Raw genomic sequence first — 26,009 nt, forward strand, 5'->3', positions numbered from 1 at the left:
ACCGCCAGCGCGCCGAGCAGCGAGCCGCGGCTATAGGTGGAAAACAGCATCAACCCATTGCAGGCGAGCAGCGCCAGCGTCCATTTGCTGCGCCTTTGCAGGTAGCACGCGACGCCGAGAGTAAACAGCATCGCGAGGAAGCCGCCGGCGGCGTTGCGGGCAATGAAATAGCTGCCGAAGCTGTCATTGGGATTGACGAAGATGCTAAGCAGGCCGTTCTGCGCGATGTAGTAAGCGTACATCGGCAGATTGATGAGCACCGCGAATGCGAAGAATGTGCGAAGTACCTTGTTCAGATCCCAGCGGTGCGCGTACAGACACCCGGCAAAAATGGGCACGTATGAAATGAAGAAGTTGCCATCGCGTCGGTAAAAATCGAATTCGACGAACGACTGCGGATTGTAGAGCAGCGTCGAGACGATGGCCAACGCGGTGAAGGCCGTCAACGGCGCGATGAACGAAGGGTAGCTGCGGCCGGCAAAGCGCCACCAGCAGAACAGCAGCGGGATGAAGCCGATAGCGCTGAGCGGCACCAGGTTGGTGACGGTCAAGAACAGAGCGAGTAGCGAGATATAAGCCATTGCAACTCCAGAAAAGCGGATCGCGCACATCAACGATTGGCTCGTGCGCTGGACGATGGCATCAATTGAAAAGCGGCAAGCTCGCATGGCTTGCGCGGCGAACGGCATTATGGGCCCCGCGCCGGTATGCGCCGTTGTGCGGTTGTGACAGCAAAGATAGGGGACCGTTCACGTGAACGGTAGCACGTGTGGTGCCAGTTTTCCAATCTCCGAGGTTTGCCTGCAATAGAAGTGCAAGCTCGCCTGCGCGATCGCGGAACGGGTCCGGCATGCAGAGCCAAAACCTCCGCTGATCGCGCCACAAGTACTGAGGGCGAGTATGCTCTGACTAAGATTGAACACATCGGGGCGCTGCGTCGATTCAGTAACAAACGCCGTTGCCTCATTTGTTCTTTCGTTTCTTTTCGTTTATCCGGTCGTCGTTGTCGAGCAGATCACTGCGATCCGGCCAGCCTGTTTCCGTACTTTCCGAGCGCGCCGGAACCTTGCCGGCGCGTGCATCTTTCATCACGAACTGAACGGGCGGGTCTGGTTCATCCGGCACGGACGTTCGGTCGCACAATCACATTGAGACAATCTGGGCGCACGCGGCGTCGCCACGCGTTTTCGCGTTGGCGTCGTCAGTGAACCATTGGTGACGCGAACTCAATGCGACGGAGTTAAAAATGGACAAAGTTGATGCGGCAGTCGCCGCGACGGATGTCGAAATCACCGTGTCGAATTCGGCGACGGTCGATTTTCCCGTTCTGCTGCCGGTGATTCTCGCCGGCGGGTCGGGCACGCGTCTGTGGCCTGTGTCGCGAGAGCAGTTTCCGAAGCAACTGATCGACGTAATTGGTAATCAGACACTGCTGCAAGCGACGATGGCGCGCATGGCCGGTTTTGAAGGTGCATGGGATGTCGCCGCGGATCCGGTTGTCGTGTGCGGCTCGGAACATTATTTCGCTACTGACGAACAGGCTCGCGAGGTCGGCGTGAACGCCCGCATCATCGTCGAGCCTGCGCGTCGCGACACTGCGCCGGCGCTGACACTCGCCGCATTGAGTGCATCCGCCGAGCACGGCGACGCGATTCTGATTGCCATGCCGGCTGATCACGCGATAGCGGATCTGCACGCGCTGCACCGCGCGATCGACATTGCGGCAACCCACGCGTGCGACGGGGCGATCGTCACGCTAGGCGTGCCCCCCGAGCGGCCCGATACCGGCTTCGGTTATATCCGTCTGGGCAACGCCTTGCGCGACGGCGCGCGCCAGATCGAGCGCTTCGTCGAGAAGCCGGCTGCGGAACTCGCGGCTCAGTACGTCAGCTCGGGCGACTACTGGTGGAACAGCGGAATCTTCGTGGTGCGCGCGTCGGTGTGGCTGTCGCTGATCGAGCAGTTTCAGCCCGACATGCACGCCGCTTGCGCTCAGGCGTGGCGGAACGCGAAAAAGAGCGGCGAATGCGTGACTCCCGAAGCCAGTGAGTTCTTGAATTCGCCATCGGACTCGATCGACTACGCGGTGATGGAGCAACTCGGCAAGCGCGGGTCGAATGTCACTGGCGTGGTGGTGCCGCTGGAGGCGGGCTGGTCCGATCTGGGCTCGTGGGATGCGGTCTGGCAGGCGATGCAAAAAGACGAGTGCGGCAATGCGTCGAATGGCCGCGTACTGTTCGAAGGCGCGACCGCGACGTACGCGCGCTCGCAAGGCGGCCGCTTGATAGCCTGTGTGGGCACCAACAATCTGGTCGTCGTGGAAACCGACGACGCGGTGCTCGTGGCGGACCGCTCGCACGTGCAGGACGTCAAGACGTTGGTGTCGCGCATACGCAGCGAGAAGTCGCCCGAGGCCGACACGCATCGAAAAGTGCGCCGTCCATGGGGGTTTTACGATTCGATCGATCAAGGCGACCGTTTTCAGGTGAAGCGCATCGTCGTGATGCCAGGGGCGCGGCTGTCGTTACAGATGCACCATCATCGCGCGGAACACTGGGTAGTGGTATGCGGCACGGCGCTGGTCACTCGCGGTGAAGAGCAGTTCCTGCTCGGCGAAAACGAATCGACCTATATCCCGCTGGGGGTATGCCACCGACTCGAAAATCCCGGCCGGGTACCGCTGCAGATCATCGAGGTTCAGTCCGGCACCTATCTCGGCGAAGACGACATCGTGCGCTTCGACGATAAGTACGGACGCTGCGGCTAATGCGGACGAGTCGAGCGCACACGTGTTTTGAGGAGGCTGCTATGCGATTGCTGACAGGTCTACTGGCCAGACTGTTCGACGTCACGATGATCGTTGCGGGGGCTTGCGTGGCCTCGCAGGTGCGGTTCGACGGCGGCTCACAACGGGGCTTCTATTTCGCGTTCGTCGCCTTTGCCGCCGCGTTCGCGCTCGCCCTGTTTCCGGCGCTCGGCGTCTATGAATCGTGGCGCGGACGCTCGAAGCGGGCATTGGCCAGCCATGTCGCGCTAGGTTGGCTGATCGTGCAGGCCTGCGCGATGGTCCTGATGTTCTCGTTGCATCGGATCGATTTCGTGTCGCGCCTGTGGTTCGCGTACTGGACCGGTATTTCGGGCGTAGCGATGATGGCCGGACGGCTGGCGACGCACGTTTTGCTCGGCCGCATGCGCCACGCGGGTATCAACCTTCAGCAGGTCGCGGTGGCTGCGTGCGGCGATCATTGCGACGAGGTAATTCGCAAGATTGCGATGTCGCCGGCTGCCGGCTTTCGCGCGAATGCGCTCTATAGCCTGAGTCCCGGCTGCAACATCGCAACGCGCTCGGGGGTGCGGGTCTTCGAGGAGCACGACGCTTTCGTCCGCTATGTGAAAGAGCACGACATCGGCGAAGTGTGGCTTGCGTTGCCGCTCACGGAGGAACGCGCGATTCTCAAACTGGTTTCGGCGTTCCGCAACGACCTGATCAACATCCGCTTTATGCCCGACGTGCGCGCGCTTGCGCTGTTCGAAGGCAGCATGACCGATCTGCTCGGTCTGCCGACGATCAATCTCGCCGCGTCGCCACTCCCGCCCAACGCGTTGCTGAAGAAGGAACTGTTCGATCGCCTGTTTGCGCTCGGCGCATTGATCGCGATCTCGCCGATCCTGCTCGGCTGTGCGATTGCGGTCAAATTGAGTTCCGCCGGCCCGGTGTTTTTCAAGCAACGCCGCAAAGGCGCCGACGGCCGCGTATTTACGATCTATAAATTCCGCACGATGCGATTGCACGAGCAAAAGCCTGGCGTTCTCGAACAGGCGACGCGAGGCGATCCGCGTATTACCAAAGTAGGTGCATTTTTGCGCCGCACCAGTCTCGACGAGCTGCCGCAGTTTTTCAATGTGCTGCGCGGTGAGATGTCGGTAGTGGGACCACGTCCTCACGCGCTCGAACACGACGATCTCTATCAGAACATCGTGTCCGGCTATATCCATCGCTACCGGATCAAACCCGGCATTACCGGGTGGGCGCAGATCAACGGATTTCGGGGTGAGACCGACCGGTTGGAAAAGATGGAGGGCCGCGTCGCGCATGATCTGTACTACCTGAAGAACTGGTCTTTCTGGCTCGACGTCAAGATCATTCTGGCGACGATCTTCAAGGGACTTCATCATCCGAACGCTTACTAAATATGCTAACAAACGTCGAAGACATGGCGAGGCGATCCGCGAAGCGGGTCGCCCAATACAAATTTCATTGGGGGCACGGGACGCAGGCTCGAAGAGTATTGCGGCTCATTGAGAAAAAATACGGCAAGGCCGATCCGGCCAATCTGAAGCTCGCCGACGCGTATGCGTGCGACGTGTTCGGCGATGCAATCTACGCGCCGTGGCTGCGCGTCTACACCGCGTTCAGCGGCAACTTCAAGGAAGGCTGGATCCCGGATAACTACTATGCGAGCGTCGTGGTGCCGCATATGAAGGGCTGGTACGGCAGGATATCGAGTCTCAAGCCGATGACGCGTTTGATCTTCGATGGCGACGCTTTCCCCGATATCGCCTATTTCGCCAATGGCCTGTTCTTCACGCACAGCAGTGTCGTCGTGCCGCAGCATGAACTGAAAGACGTGGTTTTCGAACATACCGAGCGGGTGGTCTTCAAGCTCGACGGCTCGCGGCAGGGCGACGGGGTCCACATTTTCGACAGAACGAACTTCGATCCGCAGATCATCAAGTCGCTCGGCAACGGCGTGATACAGAAATTCATCATTCAACATCCTGTGTTCAGTGCTTTCGCGTCGAAACCGGTAGCGACGTTGCGCTTTACGACCGTGGTGGACGATACCGGTCATATCTCGATTCGCGCATGTTATCTGCGCATTGGAAGGGCTGACGACACGCATGTCCTGACCGATCGCGAAGTGTGCGTGCCCGTCAGGCTCGCGACAGGCGAGCTCGGCGACGAAGGCTATATGAGCGATTGGGGCGCCATCGACGCGCATCCGGATTCGGGCGTGCGCTTTGCCGGCGTAACGATTCCGGCCTTCGCGCAGTGCATCGCGACCGTGCTCAGCCTGCACCAACGGGTTCCATTTGCGCGCTGCGTCGGCTGGGACCTGACCGTCGACGCGGACAATCGCGTGCAGGTGATGGAGTGGAACGGCGAACACAACGATGTGAAGTTCAGCGAGGCCACCCAGGGTCCGTGCTTTTCGGATCTGAAATGGGAACGGCTCAAGGCCGTCCGCTGAGTCTGCGCGACGGGCAGCAGCCTGGCGCCTGAAGAGGAAGAGGTACGCAGCGGGAGACGCGACGTGAGCGAACAGTTATGGTGCGTCCATATAGAAGGGCTCAACGATTTCATTGCCGTCGATTCCGAGGATTCGGCGCGGCACGAGGCAGCCACCATCAACGCGTATATCGATAGTGCCGGCAAAGAGTCCCGTGCGGCGCTGATGCGCGCGATCGCTATCGAGTGGCCGTTTGGTGCGCCAGCGCACGAGAAGGCACTCGATGACGACTGGCAGGACCTGCAGCGTATGTCGCAGCGGCGCCAGGCCGCGGCTGCGGTGAGTCGCCCGGGCGGTGCGCTGGCCGACATTACGCGGCGGGTCAAAAAGCTCATGACGCTCACGCATGCGGACAGGGAAGACGACGCGTAACGGTCTTCGCTGTCAAGTCGCGGCGCGCGTTTCGGGGCGCTTGCGTTTGAGGGCGAGTGCGACGCCGCTCAACGTCAATGCCATTGCCGCGATTTCCGTGAAGCCGAGCGGTTCGCCAAGCGAGAGCGCCGCTGCGGCAATGCCCATGACCGGCACGAGCAGCATGCCGATCGACGCGACTTCCGGCGGCAGACGCCGCAGCGTCGCGAACCAGGCCAGATAGCAGACGGCCATCGGCACCAGCGTCATGTAGATCATCACCGCGCGGCCCGCGCTATCGAGTGCGTGAAAGTCGGGATGCTCGATCAGCAGCCCCACGATGGCCATCGGCGCGCAGCCGATGCCGACCTGCCATGCGACCAGCGTAATCGGCGGCACGGGAATCGGCGTGCGTGTGATGACGGTGCCGAGCGCGAACATGACGGCGGCGAGCAGCGCGAATAGAATGCCGGCGAGCTTGCCGCTATCGAGCGTGAAGCCCTGGCCGCTCAGCAGCACGACGACGCCAGCTAGCCCGAGCCCCAGCGAGACGAAACCTTCGGTGGATGGGCGCCGCGACAGAATCGGCCACGCGAATAGCATCGCCCAGATCGGCATCGTATAGACGAGTAGCGCGGCTTCGCTGACGCTGAGCCATTTCATCGACATCGTCGAGAAGCCCATCCACGCAAATACGTTGGTGGTGGCGGCAAGCAGCACGCGTGGCAGCAACCGCCGAGGAATCACGATGCGTTCGCCCGAACAGCGGGCGACGACGACTAGCAGCAGCGACGCAACGATACCGGCGACGCCGCGCGAGAACAGCGGAGGCCACTCGCGCAGCAGTATTTTCATCGCGGGCCAGTTCAGGGCCCAGCCGATTGCGGTTACGAGTAGAAAAAACACCCCGGCCCAGCGCGTGGACTTCATTGAAGTATTGTTTGACGGTTGCAGAAGGCCGTCATGTTACCGCGTGCGGCGATTTTCCCTGCGGTATGTTCCGCGCTTTGTTCGTTGCATGTGCACTCTCACGCGCTAGGCGGGAAGCGGCACGTCCTCGATCAATTCCGCGTTGACAGCGCGAATCCTCCGATCGACAAAGTACCCGCCGCCTTCGAGGTAGCGCAGATAGAGCCGGCCGCACGATGAACATTGCCAGACACCGCAGCGGTTATACGGAAAATAGCGCGGCGCGATAGGTGCGTTGGCGGACCAGTAGGTTGTTTTACCGGGCAAATATTCGCCGAACGTCGGTTCAGGATCGTCTTGCGGCATCAGCGTGCCGATTTCGTCGAATCGCGTTTCGTCGAGCGACAGCGGTTGCGATTGCCAGCCGTCGAGCGGCGTGCGCGTGCATTCGCATGGCACGGTGGCGCGCTGTTGGGCGGCGCGCGCGAGTTCAAGCAGGGCTGCAGCGTTCAGATGTTGCACCATATGGCTGATAGCAAAGGTTACGTTCCGTTCATCATCCGGTCGCGTTGCGCGGCGACCCAGGCGCGGTCGAACGTGCCGTTCGCAATCGACTCGAGCGCGGCCGCTTCCTTCGCCTGCTGCCGCCGCGCGCCTTCGATAACCGCATCGACGTCGGCGGGCGGGATCGCAAGCAGACCGTCCTCATCGCCGACGATGATATCGCCCGGTTGCACGACCATGCCACCGACGGTGACGGGTACGTTGATCTCGCCGGGGCCGTTCTTGTAAGGCCCGCGATGCGTGACGCCGCGTGCATACACGGGGAAATCCCGCTCGCGCAACGCGCCGACATCGCGAATTGCGCCGTCGATCACGAGACCCTGTACGCCGAGGCTTTCCGCGAAGGTCGCCATGATCTCGCCCATCAGCGCCTGGGTGAGATCGCCGGCGCCGTCGATCACGAGCACGTCACCGGGCCGGCAGAAGTCGAACGCGCGGTGAATCGCGAGATTGTCGCCGGGCCGCGTGCGAATCGTCAACGCTGTACCAGCCATCGGCTTGGGCCGATGAAACGGCCGCAGGCCGACCGTGCCGCTCGCGCGCGCCATGTTGTCGCTGAGCAGCGACACCGCGAGTTCACGCAAGGCTGCTAGCGTGGCCGCACTTGCCTGCGGCGCGCACGCGTATTCACGCCATCCCAATGGATTCATACCGTTGCTCCCGGTGTCGACAAGCGCTTGTCGAGTTGCTTATCGAGGTGATTGGACAACCGCGGATACACGCTGCGCGCGTTGTCCTCGTAGATGCGTTGCCGGTCCGCGTCGCTGAGCCATTCGATCGCGTCGATATAGCGGCGCGTGTCGTCATAGTAGTGACCCGTGCGCGGATCGATGCCTTGCACCGCGCCGATCGTCTCGGACGCGAACAGGATGTTCTCGACCGGAATCACTTTGGCGAGCAATTCGGCGCCGGGCAGGTGATACACGCAGGTATCGAAGAACACGTTTTTCAGCAGATGTTCTTCGAGTACGGGCCGCTTCATGTCCTGCGCGAGTCCGCGATAACGTCCCCAGTGATAGGGCACCGCGCCGCCGCCGTGCGGAATGATCAGGCGCAGCGTCGGGAAATCCTTGAACAGATCGCCCTGCAATAACTGCATGAAGGCCGATGTATCGCCGTTGATGTAATGCGCGCCGGTCGCGTGGAAATTCGGATTGCACGACGACGACACGTGAATCATCGCGGGCACGTCGAGCTCGACCATCGCTTCGTATAGCGGATACCAGCTGCGGTCGGTGAGCGGCAGCCCGCTCCAGTGGCCGCCCGACGGATCGGGGTTCAGGTTGCAGCCGATGAAGCCGAGTTGTTCGACGCAGCGACGCAATTCGCTGATGCAGGTGGCCGGCGCGGCGCCCGGCGCTTGCGGCAATTGGCACACGCCGACGAAGTTGCGCGGAAACATCTCGCATACACGCTGCACGAGGTCGTTGCATTCGCTCGACCAGTGCGCGTTCGCGTCGGCGGTGGCGAGGTGATGGCCCATGCCGGCCGCGCGAGGCGAGAAGATCGTCAGGTCGGTCCCGCGTTCGCGCTGAACGCGCAACTGGCCGGTCTCGATGCTTTCGCGAATCTCGTCGTCGCTGATAACGGGACGCGGTGGTGGCGTGACGCCGTCTTTCAGCGCGGCGATTTGTTGTTTGCGCCACGCTTCGTGCTGCGGCGGAGAGGTCGTGTAATGACCGTGGCAATCGATGATCATGGGTGCAATGTCCGTTGTGCTGTTGCGTGCGGTGCGAGTGTTTCGCTGGAAGCTTCAGGCTGGCGGCGCGGCATCTCCGGGCGCGAGCGACGCGACTTCGTCGTCGGCGGGCGTCACGCGCATCACGAGCGCGATGATCGTTGCGACGACCAGAAACGCCGCGATGGTCAGCAACGCGAGCTTGAAGTTGCCGGTCGCGCTACGCACCAGCCCGATGCTCCACGGCCCGACGAGGCCACCGAATTGCGCGATGGTATTGATCAGGGCGATGGTCGCCGCGCCCGCCGCGCCGGTTCTGAACGACGACGCGAGACTCCAGAACAGCGGGTTGCCCGCGTAGATGAACAGGCCGGTCAAGCACAGCAGCCCGTAAGCGATCACCGGGTTCGGCGCGTACGCGCTGCCGGCAATCGCGAGCGCGCTCATCCCATAGACGAAAGCGAGGTGTTTCTTGCGGTCGCCGGTGCGATCGGAACTGCGGCTGATCAGGACGGTGCCCAATACGCCGAGCAGCGGCGGCGCGGCCGACAGAAAGCCGACTTCGATATTGCTCAGGTTGCCCAGACTCTTGACGATTTGCGGCAGCCACAGGAACAGCCCGTAGATGCCGACCAGCGCGCAGCCGAACAGGCACGCGAGGCTCCAGACACGGATATCGCTTGCCACCCGCAGCAGCGGAAAATGCCGGTTGCCGCCGACCGCTTCGCGCTCGGCGGCGAGCGTCGTTTCTAGCCAGTTCTTTTCCGCGCTCGACAACCAGTCCGCGTCGGCGGGGCGCTCGGTCAGGATGCGCAGCGTGAGCAGGCCGAGCAGCATCGCGGGCAGACCTTCGAGAATGAACATCCATTGCCAGCCCGCGAGGCCGAGAATGCCGTTCGCGTAGGTCATCAGCATCGTCGAAATGGGACCGCCGAGCACAGCGGAAAACGAGCCCGCGATGATATAGCCGCCGACCGCGCGCGCCCGGTAGCGCACCGGAAACCATTTGGTCAGATAAACCGCGATGCCCGGCAGGAAACCCGCTTCCATCACGCCGAGCAGAAAGCGCAGCACGTAGAAGCTCGTATCGTTGAACACGAATGCGGTGGCGGCGGCGACTGCGCCCCACGTGAGCAGAATGCGCGCGATCCACACGCGCGCGCCGACGCGATGCAGAATCAGATTGCTCGGGACTTCGAGCAGCATATAGCCGACGAAGAAGATACTGCCCGCGAACCCGAACACGGCTGGACTGAAGCCCAGCTGTTTGTTCATGTCTAATGCGGCGAAACCGATATTGATCCGGTCGAGATAATTGACGAACATCATCGCGAAGAGCATGGGCATCAAGCGCCCGTACACTTTGCGCATCGTCGCGGCTTCATCGAATGCGGTCATGCTGTCTCCTGCCATGGAGCGACAGCCGTGGCCGTCGCTGCGTTTTGTCGTATGTGCGCCTGATGATGCAGTGGCTTACCGCTCATGATAGGAACGCACGGACCAGGAGTCCAAGACCGCTTGCTTATGCTTCTATAGGCATTTGCTTATAGTGCGGAATCGCCCACGGGTGGCGGCAGGCAGGCGAGGAACGCGCGCAGGTGCGGCGAGGCGTCGTCGGTGCGGAAGGTGGCTGCAAGCGTCGAGCGATGCGCCGAACCGGGCCCCGACAGATGACGGAACACGACGTCGGCACGCCCATGCCGCGCCACCGATTCGCCGACGACGGTCACGCCCAGGCCCGCCGCGACGAGCGCGATGGCTGTCTGGATTTCGTAAGCTTCGTGCGCGACGTGCGGTGTCACACCCGCATCACGATACAGCGATTGCACCGAGCGCTTGAATTGCGCGTTCAGGTGTTTCGGATAAAGAATCAGCGGCGTATCGGCGAGGTCGGCGATACGCACCGTTTCGCGCGCGGCGAGCGGGTGCCCCGCTTCCAGCGCGACCACGACGCGCTCGCGCAGCAGCGTGAACGACGTGCAGCCTTCCACCGCGAGCGGTTGCCGGCCGATGCCGATATGAATGCGCATGTCGCGCAACCCATCGGTCTGTTCCTCGGTGAGCATTTCGAAGAGCTTGAGTTCGACCTGCGGATACGCGTGGTGGAATTTTTTCAACGCGGGCGGCAGCACGCTGTACATCGATGAACGCGTGAAGCCGATACTCAGCCAGCCGCGCCGGCCGACGCCGATTTGCTGCGCGGCAAGCGTCATCTGTTCCAGCGAGCCGAGTATCTGGCGCGCTTCGGTGCAGAGATAGTGCCCCGCCTCGGTCAGCATCAGCGGCCGCCGTGCGCGGTCGACCAGTTGCGTGCCGAGCCTTTCTTCGAGCGAACGGATCTGCTGGCTCAACGCGGGTTGCGCGATATGCAGCCGTTCAGCCGCGCGGCTGAAATTGAGCTCCTCCGCGAGAATCACGAAGCATTGAAGGGCTCTGAGATTCATGTGGTAGTCCTGTCATGACCGGGTGCGGTGGATCAGCATATACGGTTCGCGAGCAATAACCCTAACGATTCGGCTGATTCGAATGCTTCCCGGTGTGCGATCTCGAAGTGGACAATGAATCGTTCTGCTACATCTTCGACGCCGGAGCCGCAGGCGGAGAACCGTTATCTGTAACTGTCGTACGAGATGCACGGCGTCGGCATTACATTGAGCGGCCAATTCGTGGCTGTTCCCTATCGTTGGACAAGCGGGTTTGTTTAGCGCCGGCTGCTGGCCGGCCGCTTTTTGCGCGGCCCCGTCGACGCACGCACCACCAGCTCCGGCGCGGGGCCAAGCACCATCGATGGCTGCCGCTGCGGCGCCTGGATTAGCCGGATCAGACTTTCTATCGACAACTCCGCGATGGCCGCTGTCTGGATCGCGACGGTGGTCAGCGCGGGGTGAACCTGGTGCGCGAGCTGGATGTCGGTGATGCCGATCACGGATACGTCGCCGGGCACCGAACGGCCTAGCGTGATGAGCGCCTGCACTGCGCCGATTGCGAGCAGGTCGTTGGTCGCGAAGATCGCGCTCAATTGCGGCCGGTTCGCCATCAATTGCATGCAGGCAGCGTAGCCGGCGTCGATCGAGTCGCGAATCTGCAGCACCGCGGCGGCGTCGGCTTCGATGCCGGCCGCGCGCATTGCCGCGCGAAAGCCATTCGACCGCGCATCCTGCAAGCCACCGCAGCCGTCGCCGATTAGCAGGCCGATCTCGCGATGGCCGAGTTCGAGCAGATGCTGCGCGGCCAGCGCGCCCGCGCACGCGAAATCCACCGCGATGCAGGGCAGCGCGGGCGGCGCTTCAGGATGCTCCCACATCGCCAGCAGGATCGGTGCGCTATGCGTGGCCGACGCGCACAGATCGTTGATCGTGATGTCGGTATTCATCACGAGCACGCCGTCGGCGAGCGTGCCGGCAATCTGGTTCAGATATGCGCGGCCGATTTCCGCGTCGTCGTCGGTATTGCAGACCATCAGGAAGTAGCCGCGCTTGCGCGCCGCGCGCTCGGCCGCGAGCACGAACTCCGGGTAGAACGGGTTCGAGATATTCGACAGCATGAGCGCCAGTGTCGACGAACGGCCCTCGGCCAGCGCGCGCGCGTTCAGGTTGGGCCGGTAGCCGAGATCGGCGATGGCTTTCAGTACGCGCTCGGCCGTTTCGGGACGGACTTTTTCGCGATTGCGCAGCACGTTGGATACGGTCGCTGCGGTAACCTGCGCGCGCTTCGCGACTTCGGAGAGCGTGACCATGTTCTATTTATCCCATATTCAGGGAACACTATTCAAATGTTGCGGTCGATCGGCGACGTTGTTAAGTTCTCGGAAAACACCCCCGGAGACCCGCGATGATGTTTCCCGTCGAACAGGAATTTAAGCGATTAAACGCCCTCCGCACAAGCGGGGCGCGTTTATTTTTGCGCGCGATTTAAGCGGTTAAATCCACGCGGAGGACGCATGGCAACGATTCGTTTAACGGATGTGCAGAAGGCCTACGGCGATCATCCGCCGGTGGTCCGGCGGGTCAATTTGGAGATTGCGCAGCACGAGTTCTGCGTGTTTCTCGGTCCTTCGGGTTGTGGCAAGTCGACGTTGCTGCGGATGATCGCGGGCCTGGAAGATTTGAGCGAAGGTGAATTGCATATCGGCGGGCGCCTCGTCAACGATGTTCCCGCCGCCGAGCGTGGCGTTGCGATGGTGTTCCAGAGCTACGCGCTGTTTCCGCACATGACGGTGTTCGACAACATGGCATTCGGACTCAAGCTCGCCAGGCAGCCGAAGGATGTGATCGAGCGCAAGGTTCGCGAAGCCGCGCGGATTCTGCAACTCGAGAGCCTGCTCGAGCGTCATCCGAAAGCATTGTCGGGCGGCCAGCGGCAGCGCGTCGCGATTGGCCGCGCGATCGTGCGCGAGCCCGGCGTGTTTCTGTTCGACGAACCACTGTCGAATCTCGACGCCGCGCTGCGCGGGCAAACGCGGGTCGAAATCGCGCGTCTGCATCAGCGTTTTGCGAACGCGAGCGTCGTCTACGTGACGCACGATCAGGTCGAAGCGATGACGCTGGCCGATCGCATCGTGCTGCTGCATGCGGGCGCTGAGGCCGAACGCTTCGGCAGCATCGCGCAAACCGGCGCACCGCTCGATCTGTATCACCGTCCGCAGTCGGGCTTCGTCGCGGGCTTCATCGGCTCGCCGCGTATGAACTTTATCGACGCGAGCGTTGATGCGATCGAGCCATCCCGCGTAACGGTTGCAATCGCAACGCCTGGCGAGAGCAATGGAGAAAAGCTCGTCGCTCACGTCGACGGTCAACATCTGCGGCGCGGACAGCGCGTCACGCTCGGCGTTCGTCCCGAACATCTGCGGCTCGACGGCGACGAACAGTTCATTGCGTGCGCGAGCGTGCTGTCGGAACGGCTCGGCGAGCACAGCTATATCCACGCGGATTATGCGGGCGGCTCGCTGATCGCCAAGGCGCCCGGCGATACGCCGCTCGGCGCCGGCGAGCGCATGCGTATTCACGTACCGCCTGCAGCGTGTCATCTGTTCGATGAACACGGATTCGCACTGCCGCGTAGCACATTCGAACCGGAACGCGCGGCGGCCTGATCGGTCATCGAGGACGGCCGCGCGTTAGCGGCTTGTCGGTGCCGAACCGGAATGACGAATGACGGATTCCGCCACAGAGCGGATCACATCGCCGGCCACGTTGCGTAGCCGGTTAACAAGTAGACAAGGAGACACAGAATGATTGCTCTTCGCTTTGGCCGTCTTGCCCGGGTCTCGATCGCCGCCGCGCTGGTGGCCGGCGCGCTCGGCAGCGCCGCGGTGAACGCCGCCACGCTCAACGTCAATGTATCGGCGCGCGGTAATCAGCGCTCGACCTGGCAGGACGCATTCGATCAGTTCAAGAAAGCCAATCCCGACGTCGATCTGAAAGTCACGTACATCACCGAGGAAGCGTATAAGGTGCAGATGGGCGGCTGGCTCGCGACCGATCCGCCCGACGTCGTGTCGTGGCACGACGGCGAACGGATGGCCTATTACGCGCAACGTGGACTGCTCGAAGACCTGAGCCCGGATTGGGCGAAGAACAATTGGTCGCAGCAGTACGCGTCGGTCAAGCAAGCGTCGACGTATAAAGGCCGACAGTACGCGGCGCCGCTCGGCTATGACGCTTACGGCTTTTTCTATCGCAAGGATTTGTTCGAGAAGGCCGGCATCAAGAGCGAGCCGAAAACGTGGGAAGAATTCATCGACGCGACGAACAAGCTGAAGGCGATCGGCGTCGCGCCGATCGCGGTGGCCGCGCGCGATAGCTGGACGCTTGCCGCGTGGTTCGACTACCTCGATCTGCGCATCAACGGCAACGAATTCCATCAAAAACTGATGGCGGGCGAAATTCCGTATACCGATCCGCGCGTGAAGAAGGTCTATACGACGTGGAAGACGCTGCTCGACAATCACGCGTATATCGACAATGCGCTTTCCTACGATGTCGATTCGGTTGCGCCGTTCCTCGTGAACGGCAAGGCCGCGATGATGCTGATGGGCACGTTCTTCTCGGCGAGCTTTCCGCCGTCGATCAAGGATCAGATCGGCTTCTTCCGTTTCCCGGTGATCGACGCGAACGTGCCGATGGCCGAAGACGGTCCGGTCAACGTGCTGCTGATTCCGGCGAAGGCGAAGAACAAGGCCGACGCGCGCAGGCTGCTCGCGTTCATGGAGACGCCCAGGATCAACGCGGAACTCGCGAAGGGCTGGGGTCAGCTGCCGTCCAATAGCCAGGCGGCCGAGCCGGAGGACGCGATTTCGAAAGTGGGATTCCAGACGCTCGCGAATACCAAGGGCGGCATCGCGCAGTTCTACGATCGGGACATGCAGAAGGAAATGGCCGACGAAGGCATGAAGGCGATGCAGCAGTTCTATAGCGACCCGTCGCAACTCGATACGGTGCTCGCGCATCTCGAAGCGACACGAAAGCGCATCTACCACAAGTAACCTCGCGACGCCGGCCGTGGCGTCGCGGCCGGTGTTCGTGTTCGCTTTTGCCTTCGATCTCCGCCGAGGCCGATCCATGTCTGATACTGCAGCGCGCCGCCTGGCAGCGGCGCGGCCCCGGCGCGTCTCGACGACGCGTGGTCATCAGCATCGCGCCGCATTTTTCTTTTTGCTGCCGGGCTGTGTGTTGTTCACGCTGTGCGTGATCTATCCGATCATCAGCAGCATCTGGTTGAGCTTCTATCACTGGGACGGGATGACACCGAAGACCTTCGCGGGTCTCGCCAATTATGTCGAGCTGTTTCAGTCCGACACGTTTTATACGGCGCTCAAGAATAACCTGATCTGGCTCGCTCTGTTTCTCCTGGCGCCGCCACTCGGTCTGATGTTCGCGCTGTATCTGAACCAGCACATACGCGGCATGCGCGTCGTGAAGTCACTGTTTTTCGCGCCGTTCGTGCTGTCGGGCGTCGTGGTCGGCCTCGTGTTCAGCTGGTTTTACGACCCGACGTTCGGGCTGCTGCGGTTGATCGTCGGTCGCGGCATTCCTGTACTCGGCGATCCGCGCACCGTGACGTTCGGCATCATCCTTGCCGCGTTGTGGCCGCAAGCGCCGTTCTGCATGGTGCTGTATCTGACAGGCCTCACCGGCATCAATCCCGAGGTGGTGGAGGCCGCCCGGATGGAAGGTGCAACAGGGCTGCGCCTGTTGTGGCACGTGATCCTGCCGCAACTGCGGCCTGCCACGTTCATGGCGGTCGTGCTGACCGTGATCGGCGCGCTGCGCAGTTTCGACCTGATCGCGGTGATGAGCGGCGGCGGCCCGTTCGACAGTTCCACCGTGCTCGCCTTTTACATGTACGACCAGGCGATCAAGTATTACCGGGAAGGCTATTCCGCGGCAATCGCGGTCGTGTTGTTCGCCATCATGCTCGTCTACATCGTGTTCCATCTGCGCCGCATGCTGCGCGAGGAAAGCTGATTTCGCCGCGGAATTTCGCCCCTCATTTTGCCGCTCCCGAGGAGTATTTCATCATGTATCCGCTTCCGGTCGAACGCTGGAAACCCGTTAATCGCGCGCTCTATAAAGCGTCGTTGCCGCTCGCGCTGCTGATCTGGCTGCTGCCGATGCTGGCGGTGCTGGTCACGTCGATCCGCTCGTCGGATGAACTGGTGCAGGGCGATTACTGGGGCTGGCCCAGGCATTTCGCATTGGTCGAAAATTACGGCACCGCGCTGACGCAAACGCCGATGCTGCATTACTTCGCGAACAGCGTGCTGATTACGGTGCCCTCGGTGATCGGCGCGATCGTGCTTGCGTCGATGGCGGGTTTCGCGTTGGCGACGTATCGGTTTCGGGGCAACACCGCGGTGTTGTTCGCGTTCGTCGCCGGCAATTTCGTGCCGATCCAGATCCTGATGATTCCAGTGCGCGACATGGCGCTGAAAGTCGGTCTTTTGAACACGGTGTGGGCACTGGTGATCTTCCACGTGTCGTTTCAGACCGGCTTTTGCACGCTGTTTCTGCGCAACTTCATCAAGCAGTTGCCGTTCGAGATGATCGAGGCGGCGCGCGTGGAGGGGGCGGGCGAATGGACGATCTATCTGCGTATCGTGCTGCCGTTGATTCGCCCCGCGCTGGCCGCCCTCGGTATCCTCGTGTTCACGTTCGTGTGGAACGACTACTTCTGGGCGCTGTGCCTGACTCAGGGCGACGATGCCGCGCCGATCACGGTGGGTGTTGCCGCGCTCAAGGGCCAATGGACCACCGCATGGAACCTGGTCGCGGCGGGCTCGGTACTGGCCGCATTGCCTTCCGTACTGATGTTCTTCGCGATGCAACGGCATTTCGTCGCCGGGCTGACTTTCGGCGCGAGCAAGGGATAGGCAATGCCCTTCATCACGACTTGAACAACGACTCAAGCACCGCTCGACGTCAAACTTACAACGAGACCTTCACATGCAACTTGGTGTCTGCTACTACCCGGAACAATGGCCGCGCGCGATGTGGTCCGACGACGCGCAGCGTATGGCCGAACTCGGCATCACGCACGTGCGGATCGCCGAATTCGCGTGGAGCCGCATGGAGCCGCGCCCCGGCGAATTCGAATGGCATTGGCTCGACGAAGCCGTCGAAACGCTCGCCAATGCGGGCCTCAAGCTTGTGCTCGGCACACCGACCGCGTCGCCGCCGAAATGGCTCATCGATGCGTATCCGGAGATATTGCCGGTTCGCGCCGACGGTACGCGCTGGAATTTCGGCTCGCGTCGTCATTACGACATCTCGAGCGATACCTACCGGCGCGAATGCGTACGCATCGTCGCGGCGATGGTGAAACGGTATGGACGGCATCCGTCGATCGTCGCCTGGCAGACCGATAACGAACTGGGTTGCCACGACACGGTGCCGAGCTATTCAGAAGCGGCTCTCGAGCGTTTTCACGCATGGCTGCGGCAGCGCTACGACACCATCGGTGCGTTGAACGATGCATGGGGCAACGTGTTCTGGAGCATGGAGTATCCGGCGTTCGATGCAATCGGCTTGCCGAACCTGACGCCCACCGACGCAAATCCGATCCATCTGCTCGACTTCCGCCGCTTCGTATCAGATGAAGTGGCGAGCTTCCATCGCGAGCAGATCGACGTGCTGCGCGAGCATGCGCCGAACGCGGATCTACTGCACAACTTCATGGGCTTTTTCACGACCTTCGATCACTATCGTTTCGCCGCGGACAACGCGATCGATGTGGCCGCATGGGACAGCTATCCGATCGCGCGCACCGAAATGATCGCTTTGCCGGACGAACAGAAGGCGCGTTTCGCGCGCACCGCGCATCCCGACGTCTCCGCGTTCGATCACGACCGTTACCGCGGCATCGGCGCCGGCCGGTTCTGGGTGATGGAGCAGCAGACCGGGCCGGTGAACTGGGCGTCGTGGAATCCCGTGCCCGCAGCGGGGATGGTACGGTTGTGGGCGTATGAAGCGTTCGCGCACGGCGCGGAGCTGGTGTCGTACTTCCGCTGGCGCCAGTGTCCGTATGCGCAGGAGCAGATGCATTCCGGCCTCAATCTGCCGAACAACGAGCTGTCGCCAGGCGGTCTGGAGGTGCGGCAGGCGGCGCGCGAAATCGCCAGTTCAACGGCACTGTCGACGCTCGCCGCGCCCGCGCGAGCTGCGGTCGCGCTGGTGTTCGATTACGAAACCCAATGGATGTTCGAGACTCAACGACACGGCAAGAGCTTCGACTATCAGACGCTCGCGTTCGACTACTACGCGTCGTTGCGCGAATTAGGACTCGACGTCGATATCGTGTCGAGCCGGGCCGATCTTTCGACGTATCGGCTCGTCGTCGTGCCGAGCCTCGCGGTAATCGACGACGCGCTGGTCGAACAGGTTGCGCGTAGCAACGCGCAATGGCTGTTCGGTCCGCGCAGCGGTTCGAAGACGAGCGCGTTCGCGATTCCCGGCAATCTGCCGCCGGGTGCGTTGCAGCGGGTGCTGCCGATCCAGGTGCTCGAAGTGGAAACGCTGCGGCCGACGCTGGCGCCCGCGCTGGCTATCGACGGCATACAGGGCAGTGCGCTGCACTGGCGCGAGCATGTACGCGCGAACGGCGACACGCGCGTCGTCGCGCGCTTCGACGACGCGTGGCCGGCACTGCTCACGCACGGCAAGGTGCGCTATGTGGCCGGCTGGTTGTCGCATGAACTGCATCGCTTGGTATTGCGGCAGGCGGCGCATGATGCCGGCCTCGATCCGCAACTGCTCGCCGACGGACTGCGGATTCGGCGGCGCGGCGGGCTGACCTTCGCATTCAATTTCGGCGCGCAGCCGGTGCAGGCGCCGGCGCCGGCCAATGCGACGTTCGTGCTTGGCGAGTCACGCCTGAACACCGGCGACGTTTGCGTGTGGGCAGACGCGTGACGCGCCGCTCGGACTAGTGCGTTTTCTGCCGCTCCGCGCACGCCGACGTGATCGCCATGCTTGCCTGATCGGCGTCATATCCGGCGCATCGGGGCGGTAGATCTTCTCGATGATCGCACCGACCGCCGCGCGATCGGAAGGGTCCATCACGAGCACGCCGTCGGCGAGCGTGCCGGCAATCTGGTTCAAATATGCGCGGCCGATTTCGGCGTGTCGTCGGTCGGAGTATGCGGTCGTCCTTCTCGCTCACGCTGGCAACGCATAAACGCGGAACTGGCAGCTATGGACGCCTCATATACAAAGCACTAACGGGCTTCGATTCGTGACGAAAAAGGCGGCTCAATGCCGCCTCTTCTGTTGAACCCGATACCGGTAGCAAGCACCTGAAAATGAGATAAGCCGGAACATTGTCAATGTTTGTGAAAACGGCCCTATCCCGAATTAAAACCATTGACCATCACCCGCCTAAATGGTTAATTCGTCGGCTGTTGCCTGGCAGATAAGAGGAGATCGAATGGAGCAACAAGAACAGGAAGGCACCGGCAATAACAACGAGTGCCTGGTTTGCCGCGTGACATATTCAATCTATTCGAACTTTCCGCCAATGCCTTCCGCAATGGCGCTGAACGTCGAGACGGACGAATTCTTTCCGCAGGATGTGCTTCTGTCGTACTCAACAGGGCACCAAATGGCGGCTGCCTTGGGTTACTCATGGGCGTGCAATTGTCGCGGACGCAAGGCACTCGCAGCGCTTACGGCGAAGGATCGCATTCACGACGAGCAATACACACTCAAGGATGCTGATGGCCGTGTCATGCGGGACACGTATTACACGGTTCGTCTGCCGTCCGGTGCGCTCGTCCACGGAATAACCGATAAATTGGGGCGCACCAAACGCTACAGAACAAGCGGCGCCCAATCCATATATATTTATCTTGGCCACACACAGGAGGCGTAATGCCCGCCGTGCTCGGAACATCGGAAACGAATACGAATCCCGATTCGAATATAGTGCTTCATTTTGGACGACTAGGCAAACCCTGGAAGATATCTAAACAAGGGGTAACTTTCATTGCGGGCTGGGAAGCATTCGTGCCGCATATATATGACAATGATGGTGCCGGAAACGGGGGTAATGCAACTGTGGGATATGGGCATCTCATTCATATGGGGCCTGTATCCGGTGCGGCATCTGAGGCGCCATTTCGTAAGGGCGTAACAATCGCCCAAGCGCGAGAATTATTGCTGCTCGACCTTGAATAGCCGGAGCACATTGTAAATAGAAAGATTCATGTGCCGCTACATCAGTACGAGTACGATGCACTGGTTTGCTTTGTATATAACCTTCCGAGTGGTAACGGTGGCCTGTTGAATCTTGTTAACTCGGGTCACTATGACCGCGTGCCCGCTAAATTTCTGGAATACACGCTGGCTGGCGATGTGCGGCCGCGCGGACTGATCAAGCGTCGGCGCTCAGAAGGCAGCCTTTTCAAAGATGGAAATTATGACCACAATCATTAAATCCGTCGCAGCCGTAATAACGATATCGGCGTCGATTTCAGCGTTTGCGGATATGCCATGTGAAGAAAAGGCAAAGACGCGAAACGATTTTCTTGCCTGCACTAACGCCGATACGGAAAGAGTCCTCGCTGACGCCCAGAAGTTGTATCGAGGAATCAGGAACGCCGCGACGGGAGATAAGCGAATCGCCTTGGACAAGAACTTCGGAATATGGAATGAAAAAGCGTCGTCCGACTGCACGTTGATTGCTTATTCGTTTAACGAGTGGAGTGACCGCTATGCACCCGATACCGGCTTTCAGGTCGCGGAATGCCGGTTGAAGATTGCATCGCAGGAACTGGAATTCTATAAATGGCTCGCGTGTCCTGCAGATATGGAAACATCAAAAGTTCCAAAATGTGCTGCAATCGATAAACTGCTTCGAAGAAATCAGTAGCAGGGGTTACCAGAGTGACGCAATGAACCTATGCCGGACTCATCCAATCAGAACCGATTCGTCGCATTGGGCGGGCGCCGGGGCCTGCATGCGCTGTGCGGATTGCAACGTCCCCATTCCTTACAGGTGAAGCGTCCGTGCTTGGCGAGTCACGCCTGAACACCGGCGACGTTTGCGTGTGGGCAGACGCGTGACGCGGACGCGACGCTCGGACTAGTGCGTTTTCTGCCGCTCCGCGCACGCCGACGTGATCGCCATGCTTGCCTGATCGGGCGTCATATCCGGCGCACCTGGGCGGTAGATCGTCTCGATGATCGCATCGACCGCCGCGCGATCGGAAGGGTCCTTGTAGTAGTGGGCTGCCTGATCGAGCGCCTGCGCTTTGGTCTTCTTGTGCGCGCGCCACGATGCGACCTGGCCGGCGATATCGCCCAACGCAAAACATTGATTGCTGACGGTTTGCGCAACGGCCTGAGCGGCCGGTTGCGCGACGCCCAGCGCGATAAGCACGGATACGACGACGCGTTTCATTGCCTGGATCCTGAGATGTGACGGGCGGCGGCGCGGTGACGGCGGTATCGCCGTTTGGCCGGCGCGCGGATAAACGAGTCGCGTAGTGTATCGGGAACCGGCGTGGCGCCCCTTTTCTCATGCCAAGCTGACGGATCCGGCAGGCCGTAAAAGAAAAGCCGCGCTGCGCATCGCAGGGCGGCTTCAGGCATCACCGGACTATCGGCGGCCCTCTCGGGGGCCGCGTCCTCGCAGGTTCAGTGTCCGAACGATTCAGCCTTCGACGCACCCGCTTCCACCACCTGCGGACGCGCGGCCTGCTTGATCAGCAGCGCGATGCACGACAGCAGACCAGCGACCGCGATCGTCGCGAAGATGCCGCTGAACGAAAAGTGACGGCGCGCCAGTTCGGCTACGAGGAACGAACCTGCGATGCCGCCGAAGCGGCCGACGCCGAGCATCCATGCGACGCCGGTGCCGCGGCCCTCGGTCGGGTAGAACGCGGCGGCCAGCGCCGGCAGCGACGATTGCGCGGTATTCATCAGCACACCGGCGACGAACACGATGAAGACCAGCGCGCCGACATTACCCGCTGCCTGGCCGATGAAGTACACGCTCACCGCGGTCAGCGCGTAGCACGCCGCGATTACGCGATTCGCATTGAAGCGGTCCATCAGCCAGCCGGCCAGCACCGCGCCGACGCCGCCGAGCGGGAACAGCGCGGAAATCAGCGTTGCGCGTTGCGGCGCGAGGCCGGCGTCTTTCAACAGGATCGGCATCCAGTTGATGGACGCATAGAAGATCACGAGGCCCATGAAATACGCGAGCCACAGCATGACCGAGCCGACGATATACGAACGCGACAGCACGACGCCGAGACCTTTGCGGCCGGTTTGCGGCGCGGTTTCGGTCATCGTGAATGCGCCGGCTTGCACCGCGTCGCCGGAAATGCGCGCGAGCGCGGCGCGAATCCGTTCGACCGGCTTATGGTTGGCGACCATGTAGCGCACCGACTCCGGCATCTTCGCGAACAGCAGCAGCACCAGCAGCAGCGGCGTCACGCCGCCGAGCAGCAGCACGCTGCGCCAGCCGAAGTGCGGGATGATCCACGCGGCGAGGAAGCCGCCCAATGCGGCGCCGAGCGGGAAGCCGCAGAACATCAGGTTGATCACGGTGGCGCGGCGACGATCGGGGCAATACTCGCCCATCATCGTCACCGCGTTCGGCATCGCCGCGCCGAGACCGACGCCGGTGATAAAGCGCAGCACGGTCAGATGTTCGATGCTGTCCGCGAACGCCGAGCCGAGGCACGCGAGCCCGAACAGCAGCACCGAGCCGAGCAGCATCCCGCGACGCCCGAGGCGGTCGGACAGCGGGCCCGAACCGAGCGCGCCGCATGCGAGGCCGAACAGCGCCGCGCTCAGCACCGGTGCGAGCGACGGTTTGTCGATACCCCATTCGTTGATGAGCGACGGCGCGATGAAGCCGATCGCGGCCGTGTCGAAACCGTCCAGCAGGACGATCACGAAGCACATGAAGAAGATCAGCCACTGGAACGGCGAAAACGGATGCTCGTTGATGAAGGTTTGAACATTCACAGCGGTGCTGCGGTTCATGATGGTCTCCTTACTGCGAAAAGGCCCGCACGACGAGCTGGTTTTCTCAAGACCGTACGCCGTTTGCAGGCGACGCACGACGCCTGTACACCGCGAAAACGGCTGTGCTTCGGCAATAGATCATACCCGGACGGCCGCTTTGCAGAAACCGCGCCGGGCAGGCGATTTGTTCGTGTAAAGAACGGGGATTCTTCTTGCGAACGCGCGCCACTGTAAGCAATCTGATCGCATAGGGTCAACGCGGGAATACCCGAGAAGTCCAAAAATGGGCGTCGGCCTAAGTGCGCTGGGTGGGAATTCGACGCGTCGGAGGTGGGGGCGACGCGCGTTGGCATGCCGCGCGTCGATGCGCGGCATGCGTCAGGTGAAGGGTTAAGCGGAGGCTGAAACGCGCGGCTCAAACGCAGCGCTCGTGGAAGGGCAACGCGTTAGGGCGATCAGCCGGCCGCACCCGGATTCGCGACCGTTTGCTCGATCTTGCCCAGCCGCACGACGGTCACGCCCGGACGCAATTGCCGCAGCGACGGCATCACGAGCATGCAGTTGTCGTAGGGTGTGCGCACTTCCTCGCCGTTCGACCAGCCGATCAACGCACCGGCTTCGGGGAAAATCTCCAGGCCGGTGTACGGCGCGGCGAAACGGAAGTCCATGCTGGTCGCGACGACCGGCTGCGTGACGCGCACGATGTGTTGCACGGGCGGCAGCGGCGCGAGCCAGCCCGCTGGCAGATCGGCTTCGTCGACCACCCCGGCGAGCAGCAGGAAGCGCGCGGTCGTATCGCGCGCTACCGTCACCGCGGCCGCTTCCCAATGCTGGCCGCATTCGATCAGCAGCGCGTTCTTCGCGCTCGCGGGGTCGCCGAAACCTTCGTAGTCGCGCATCCGGCGGCCTTCGGGATGCCCTTCGTCGCAGATCACCGTGGCCGGCGTGCCGAGCCGGGTGGCAAGCTCGATGCCTTTTTGCAGCGGCCCGGCGACGATCAGCGGTTTGCTCTTCTCGTGCATCGAATGCAGATCGAGCAGCGCGTCGACCGTATCGACCACCGGGCGCATCGCCCGCGCGCGCGCCAGTTCGCTCGACGTGCGCGACGTGTCGTCGAGCACCGCGGCGGTCCACACGCGATTGAAGTCCTGATCGACGAAGCGCGCGGCATCCGGTTTGGCGGAATCGAAGCGGCGGTACGCGGCGACGTTCGCGAACGACAGCGTAAGGCGCCCGCGCCGCGGACGCAGCGCGCGGCGCAGCAGTTCATCGACGACGATCGCGCCGCACACTTCGTTGCCGTGCGTGAGCGCATTGATCATCACGTGCGGGCCGGGCAAGCCGGAATCGAACGTGTGGACGTAGGCGATGCCGGACGACGATTGCTCGTGCGGCGCGATATCGGGGAATGCGACTTCGATTGGATAGGCTTCCATGCTTGTGCGGACGCGTCCTTGCGCAAAAAAATTGATCAGGTCTTGATGAAGACGTTGTTGTGGCTCGCGCCTGCCAGCCAGTGTATTCGGAAAGCGCGAGGTCCAGCGAAGTGCTCGCTTATCTCACGCGCCGAGCTTCGCCGCGATTGCTTTGCCGACGTCGCTCGTGCTCGCGCCACCACCGAGGTCGCCGGTACGCGGCCCTTCGACGAGCGTTGCCTCGATCGCCCGCAGAATCGCGTCGTGCGCTTCGCGCTCATGGCCGGTCGAGTGGCCGAGAAAGTCGAGCATCATGGCGGCCGACCAGATCATCGCGATCGGATTGGCGATGTGCTTGCCGGCGATATCGGGTGCTGAACCGTGCACCGGTTCGAACAGCGACGGAAACTTGCGGTCCGGATTCAGATTGCCCGACGGCGCAAGGCCGATCGTACCGGTGCACGCAGGGCCGAGATCGCTCAGGATGTCGCCGAACAGATTGGTCGCGACCACCACGTCGAAGCGGTCGGGATTAAGCACGAAGCGCGCGCAGAGAATGTCGATGTGCTGCTTGTCCCACGTCACGTCCGGATATTGCGCGGCGATGCCGGCCGCGCATTTATCCCACCACGGCATGCTGATCGCGATGCCGTTGCTCTTGGTCGCGACGGTGATTTTCTTGCGCGCGCGGCGCTGCGCGAGATCGAACGCGAACTTCAGCACGCGCTCGCTGCCGTGCCGCGTGAACACCGATTCCTGCAGCACGAATTCGCGCTCGGTGCCTTCGAACATCACGCCGCCCACCGACGAATATTCGCCCTCGGTGTTCTCGCGCACGATCCAGAAATCGATGTCGCCTGCCTTGCGTCCCGCGAGCGGTGACGGCACGCCCGCGAAGAGCCGCGCGGGGCGCAGGTTCACATACTGGTCGAATTCGCGGCGGAACTTCAGCAACGACCCCCACAGCGAGATGTGATCCGGCACGGTGTCGGGCCAGCCGACCGCGCCGAACAGGATCGCGTCGGCGGATTGCAGTTGCGTCTTCCAGTCGTCCGGCATCATCTTGCCGTGCTTCGCGAAGTAATCGCAGCTGGCCCACTCGATGTGCTGATAGTCGAGTTCGATGCCAAAGCGTTGGCCGGCGACTTCCAGTACGCGCAGTGCTTCGGGCATTACTTCAACGCCGATGCCGTCGCCCGGGATGACGGCGATTCGATACCTGTTCGACATGCTGTGCTCCTCCTGTGGAATGTCTCGGTGAGTCGATGGTGCTTATTCTATTCCTGCTGTTTGCGCCTAAAATGCGTGCTTTGGTTAAACCACTATG

General features: G+C 61.8%; 25 protein-coding genes and 1 pseudogene. 13 read left to right on the forward strand and 13 right to left on the reverse strand.

Features of this window, described 5'->3' with window-relative positions:
• Together VGH68_RS25300 and VGH68_RS25305 are read right to left on the reverse strand one after the other, a co-directional pair.
• A pseudogene (locus VGH68_RS25300) lies at positions 1-581 on the reverse strand (O-antigen ligase domain-containing protein); the annotation flags it as partial.
• Positions 582-963: 382 nt separating this feature from the next.
• On the reverse strand, positions 964-1,125 hold the full coding sequence (locus tag VGH68_RS25305) for a hypothetical protein (protein WP_331606452.1): 162 nt from the start codon (positions 1,123-1,125) through the stop codon (positions 964-966).
• 121 nt (positions 1,126-1,246) lie between these two features.
• On the opposite strand from VGH68_RS25305, the gene VGH68_RS25310 reads away from it, so the two are divergent.
• From VGH68_RS25310 to VGH68_RS25325, 4 genes are all read left to right on the forward strand, one after another.
• Positions 1,247-2,767, forward strand: a complete 1,521-nt coding sequence (locus tag VGH68_RS25310) for a mannose-1-phosphate guanylyltransferase/mannose-6-phosphate isomerase (protein ID WP_331606453.1) — start codon at positions 1,247-1,249, stop codon at positions 2,765-2,767.
• A 41-nt stretch (positions 2,768-2,808) separates the two neighbouring features.
• Positions 2,809-4,191, forward strand: coding sequence for an undecaprenyl-phosphate glucose phosphotransferase (locus VGH68_RS25315; protein ID WP_331606454.1), 1,383 nt, complete (start codon positions 2,809-2,811; stop codon positions 4,189-4,191).
• Positions 4,192-4,214: 23 nt separating this feature from the next.
• Positions 4,215-5,252 carry a sugar-transfer associated ATP-grasp domain-containing protein gene (locus VGH68_RS25320; RefSeq protein ID WP_414696988.1) on the forward strand — a complete coding sequence of 346 codons (1,038 nt, stop codon included), beginning with the start codon at positions 4,215-4,217 and terminating at the stop codon, positions 5,250-5,252.
• Positions 5,253-5,315: 63 nt separating this feature from the next.
• Entirely contained in the window at positions 5,316-5,663 is a 348-nt protein-coding gene (locus tag VGH68_RS25325) for a hypothetical protein (protein WP_331606456.1), read from the forward strand.
• Positions 5,664-5,675: 12 nt separating this feature from the next.
• Here VGH68_RS25325 and VGH68_RS25330 read toward each other — a convergent pair whose 3' ends face one another.
• From VGH68_RS25330 to VGH68_RS25360, 7 genes are all read right to left on the reverse strand, one after another.
• Entirely contained in the window at positions 5,676-6,572 is an 897-nt protein-coding gene (locus VGH68_RS25330) for a DMT family transporter (RefSeq protein ID WP_331606457.1), read from the reverse strand.
• 105 nt (positions 6,573-6,677) lie between these two features.
• Positions 6,678-7,076 (reverse strand): hypothetical protein, encoded by a 399-nt coding sequence (locus VGH68_RS25335; protein WP_331606458.1) that lies wholly within the window; start codon positions 7,074-7,076, stop codon positions 6,678-6,680.
• Between the two features lie 17 nt (positions 7,077-7,093).
• Positions 7,094-7,765, reverse strand: a complete 672-nt coding sequence (locus tag VGH68_RS25340) for an RraA family protein (protein ID WP_331606459.1) — start codon at positions 7,763-7,765, stop codon at positions 7,094-7,096.
• Complete coding sequence (locus VGH68_RS25345) at positions 7,762-8,814, reverse strand: amidohydrolase family protein (protein ID WP_331606460.1); 1,053 nt, start codon at positions 8,812-8,814, stop codon at positions 7,762-7,764. Before VGH68_RS25345 ends, VGH68_RS25340 begins: the two co-directional genes overlap by 4 nt.
• Positions 8,815-8,868: 54 nt before the next feature.
• Positions 8,869-10,191 carry an MFS transporter gene (locus VGH68_RS25350; RefSeq protein WP_331606461.1) on the reverse strand — a complete coding sequence of 441 codons (1,323 nt, stop codon included), beginning with the start codon at positions 10,189-10,191 and terminating at the stop codon, positions 8,869-8,871.
• A gap of 146 nt (positions 10,192-10,337) precedes the next feature.
• Positions 10,338-11,237: a LysR family transcriptional regulator gene (locus tag VGH68_RS25355; protein ID WP_331606462.1), complete on the reverse strand. Its 900-nt coding sequence runs from the start codon at positions 11,235-11,237 to the stop codon at positions 10,338-10,340.
• Positions 11,238-11,494: 257 nt separating this feature from the next.
• Complete coding sequence (locus tag VGH68_RS25360; protein WP_331606463.1) at positions 11,495-12,529, reverse strand: LacI family DNA-binding transcriptional regulator; 1,035 nt, start codon at positions 12,527-12,529, stop codon at positions 11,495-11,497.
• Positions 12,530-12,733: 204 nt separating this feature from the next.
• On the opposite strand from VGH68_RS25360, the gene VGH68_RS25365 reads away from it, so the two are divergent.
• The 9 genes from VGH68_RS25365 to VGH68_RS25400 all read left to right on the forward strand — a co-directional run bounded on the left by VGH68_RS25365 (position 12,734) and on the right by VGH68_RS25400 (position 21,159).
• The gene (locus tag VGH68_RS25365) at positions 12,734-13,885 is read left to right on the forward strand and encodes a sn-glycerol-3-phosphate ABC transporter ATP-binding protein UgpC (RefSeq protein ID WP_331606464.1); all 1,152 of its coding nucleotides are present in this window, start codon (positions 12,734-12,736) and stop codon (positions 13,883-13,885) included.
• Between the two features lie 138 nt (positions 13,886-14,023).
• Positions 14,024-15,277 carry an ABC transporter substrate-binding protein gene (locus VGH68_RS25370; protein WP_331606465.1) on the forward strand — a complete coding sequence of 418 codons (1,254 nt, stop codon included), beginning with the start codon at positions 14,024-14,026 and terminating at the stop codon, positions 15,275-15,277.
• 76 nt (positions 15,278-15,353) lie between these two features.
• Positions 15,354-16,259 (forward strand): sugar ABC transporter permease, encoded by a 906-nt coding sequence (locus VGH68_RS25375; protein WP_331606466.1) that lies wholly within the window; start codon positions 15,354-15,356, stop codon positions 16,257-16,259.
• A 53-nt stretch (positions 16,260-16,312) separates the two neighbouring features.
• Positions 16,313-17,164 carry a carbohydrate ABC transporter permease gene (locus VGH68_RS25380; protein WP_331606467.1) on the forward strand — a complete coding sequence of 284 codons (852 nt, stop codon included), beginning with the start codon at positions 16,313-16,315 and terminating at the stop codon, positions 17,162-17,164.
• 73 nt (positions 17,165-17,237) lie between these two features.
• Positions 17,238-19,202, forward strand: a complete 1,965-nt coding sequence (locus tag VGH68_RS25385; protein ID WP_331606468.1) for a beta-galactosidase — start codon at positions 17,238-17,240, stop codon at positions 19,200-19,202.
• Positions 19,203-19,716: 514 nt separating this feature from the next.
• Positions 19,717-20,160, forward strand: coding sequence for a hypothetical protein (locus VGH68_RS25390; RefSeq protein WP_331606469.1), 444 nt, complete (start codon positions 19,717-19,719; stop codon positions 20,158-20,160).
• Positions 20,160-20,465 carry a hypothetical protein gene (locus VGH68_RS25395; protein ID WP_331606470.1) on the forward strand — a complete coding sequence of 102 codons (306 nt, stop codon included), beginning with the start codon at positions 20,160-20,162 and terminating at the stop codon, positions 20,463-20,465. The genes VGH68_RS25390 and VGH68_RS25395 overlap by 1 nt, the downstream gene beginning before the upstream one ends.
• 9 nt (positions 20,466-20,474) lie before the next feature.
• A complete protein-coding gene (locus VGH68_RS30160; protein ID WP_414696989.1) occupies positions 20,475-20,723 on the forward strand; it encodes a glycoside hydrolase family protein in 249 nt (82 codons plus the stop codon).
• Complete coding sequence (locus VGH68_RS25400) at positions 20,698-21,159, forward strand: hypothetical protein (protein WP_331606471.1); 462 nt, start codon at positions 20,698-20,700, stop codon at positions 21,157-21,159. The genes VGH68_RS30160 and VGH68_RS25400 overlap by 26 nt, the downstream gene beginning before the upstream one ends.
• Before the next feature lie 213 nt (positions 21,160-21,372).
• Here VGH68_RS25400 and VGH68_RS25405 read toward each other — a convergent pair whose 3' ends face one another.
• From VGH68_RS25405 to VGH68_RS25420, 4 genes are all read right to left on the reverse strand, one after another.
• Complete coding sequence (locus tag VGH68_RS25405; RefSeq protein ID WP_331606473.1) at positions 21,373-21,690, reverse strand: hypothetical protein; 318 nt, start codon at positions 21,688-21,690, stop codon at positions 21,373-21,375.
• Between the two features lie 236 nt (positions 21,691-21,926).
• Positions 21,927-23,285, reverse strand: a complete 1,359-nt coding sequence (locus tag VGH68_RS25410; RefSeq protein WP_331606474.1) for an MFS transporter — start codon at positions 23,283-23,285, stop codon at positions 21,927-21,929.
• A 437-nt stretch (positions 23,286-23,722) separates the two neighbouring features.
• The gene (locus tag VGH68_RS25415) at positions 23,723-24,703 is read right to left on the reverse strand and encodes a succinylglutamate desuccinylase/aspartoacylase domain-containing protein (RefSeq protein WP_331606475.1); all 981 of its coding nucleotides are present in this window, start codon (positions 24,701-24,703) and stop codon (positions 23,723-23,725) included.
• Positions 24,704-24,826: 123 nt separating this feature from the next.
• Complete coding sequence (locus tag VGH68_RS25420; protein WP_331606476.1) at positions 24,827-25,912, reverse strand: tartrate dehydrogenase; 1,086 nt, start codon at positions 25,910-25,912, stop codon at positions 24,827-24,829.
• Between the last annotated feature and the right edge of the window lie 97 nt (positions 25,913-26,009).

Origin of the sequence: Paraburkholderia sp., from assembly GCF_036488505.1 — a bacterium.
Classification (GTDB): Bacteria; Pseudomonadota; Gammaproteobacteria; order Burkholderiales; family Burkholderiaceae; genus Paraburkholderia.

What these genes read in the sequence shown, in the direction of transcription:
- VGH68_RS25320 (WP_414696988.1), top strand. Translation starts at nt 4,215, where the DNA reads ATGGCGAGGCGATCCGCGAAGCGGGTCGCCCAATACAAATTTCATTGG.
- VGH68_RS25370 (WP_331606465.1), top strand. Translation starts at nt 14,024, where the DNA reads ATGATTGCTCTTCGCTTTGGCCGTCTTGCCCGGGTCTCGATCGCCGCC.
- VGH68_RS25355 (WP_331606462.1), bottom strand. Translation starts at nt 11,237, where the DNA reads ATGAATCTCAGAGCCCTTCAATGCTTCGTGATTCTCGCGGAGGAGCTC.
- VGH68_RS25330 (WP_331606457.1), bottom strand. Translation starts at nt 6,572, where the DNA reads ATGAAGTCCACGCGCTGGGCCGGGGTGTTTTTTCTACTCGTAACCGCA.
- VGH68_RS25345 (WP_331606460.1), bottom strand. Translation starts at nt 8,814, where the DNA reads ATGATCATCGATTGCCACGGTCATTACACGACCTCTCCGCCGCAGCAC.
- VGH68_RS25350 (WP_331606461.1), bottom strand. Translation starts at nt 10,191, where the DNA reads ATGACCGCATTCGATGAAGCCGCGACGATGCGCAAAGTGTACGGGCGC.
- VGH68_RS25410 (WP_331606474.1), bottom strand. Translation starts at nt 23,285, where the DNA reads ATGAACCGCAGCACCGCTGTGAATGTTCAAACCTTCATCAACGAGCAT.
- VGH68_RS25375 (WP_331606466.1), top strand. Translation starts at nt 15,354, where the DNA reads ATGTCTGATACTGCAGCGCGCCGCCTGGCAGCGGCGCGGCCCCGGCGC.
- VGH68_RS25415 (WP_331606475.1), bottom strand. Translation starts at nt 24,703, where the DNA reads ATGGAAGCCTATCCAATCGAAGTCGCATTCCCCGATATCGCGCCGCAC.
- VGH68_RS25395 (WP_331606470.1), top strand. Translation starts at nt 20,160, where the DNA reads ATGCCCGCCGTGCTCGGAACATCGGAAACGAATACGAATCCCGATTCG.
- VGH68_RS25400 (WP_331606471.1), top strand. Translation starts at nt 20,698, where the DNA reads ATGGAAATTATGACCACAATCATTAAATCCGTCGCAGCCGTAATAACG.
- VGH68_RS25420 (WP_331606476.1), bottom strand. Translation starts at nt 25,912, where the DNA reads ATGTCGAACAGGTATCGAATCGCCGTCATCCCGGGCGACGGCATCGGC.
- VGH68_RS25310 (WP_331606453.1), top strand. Translation starts at nt 1,247, where the DNA reads ATGGACAAAGTTGATGCGGCAGTCGCCGCGACGGATGTCGAAATCACC.
- VGH68_RS25365 (WP_331606464.1), top strand. Translation starts at nt 12,734, where the DNA reads ATGGCAACGATTCGTTTAACGGATGTGCAGAAGGCCTACGGCGATCAT.
- VGH68_RS25340 (WP_331606459.1), bottom strand. Translation starts at nt 7,765, where the DNA reads ATGAATCCATTGGGATGGCGTGAATACGCGTGCGCGCCGCAGGCAAGT.
- VGH68_RS25335 (WP_331606458.1), bottom strand. Translation starts at nt 7,076, where the DNA reads ATGGTGCAACATCTGAACGCTGCAGCCCTGCTTGAACTCGCGCGCGCC.
- VGH68_RS25385 (WP_331606468.1), top strand. Translation starts at nt 17,238, where the DNA reads ATGCAACTTGGTGTCTGCTACTACCCGGAACAATGGCCGCGCGCGATG.
- VGH68_RS25390 (WP_331606469.1), top strand. Translation starts at nt 19,717, where the DNA reads ATGGAGCAACAAGAACAGGAAGGCACCGGCAATAACAACGAGTGCCTG.
- VGH68_RS25405 (WP_331606473.1), bottom strand. Translation starts at nt 21,690, where the DNA reads ATGAAACGCGTCGTCGTATCCGTGCTTATCGCGCTGGGCGTCGCGCAA.
- VGH68_RS25360 (WP_331606463.1), bottom strand. Translation starts at nt 12,529, where the DNA reads ATGGTCACGCTCTCCGAAGTCGCGAAGCGCGCGCAGGTTACCGCAGCG.
- VGH68_RS25380 (WP_331606467.1), top strand. Translation starts at nt 16,313, where the DNA reads ATGTATCCGCTTCCGGTCGAACGCTGGAAACCCGTTAATCGCGCGCTC.
- VGH68_RS25315 (WP_331606454.1), top strand. Translation starts at nt 2,809, where the DNA reads ATGCGATTGCTGACAGGTCTACTGGCCAGACTGTTCGACGTCACGATG.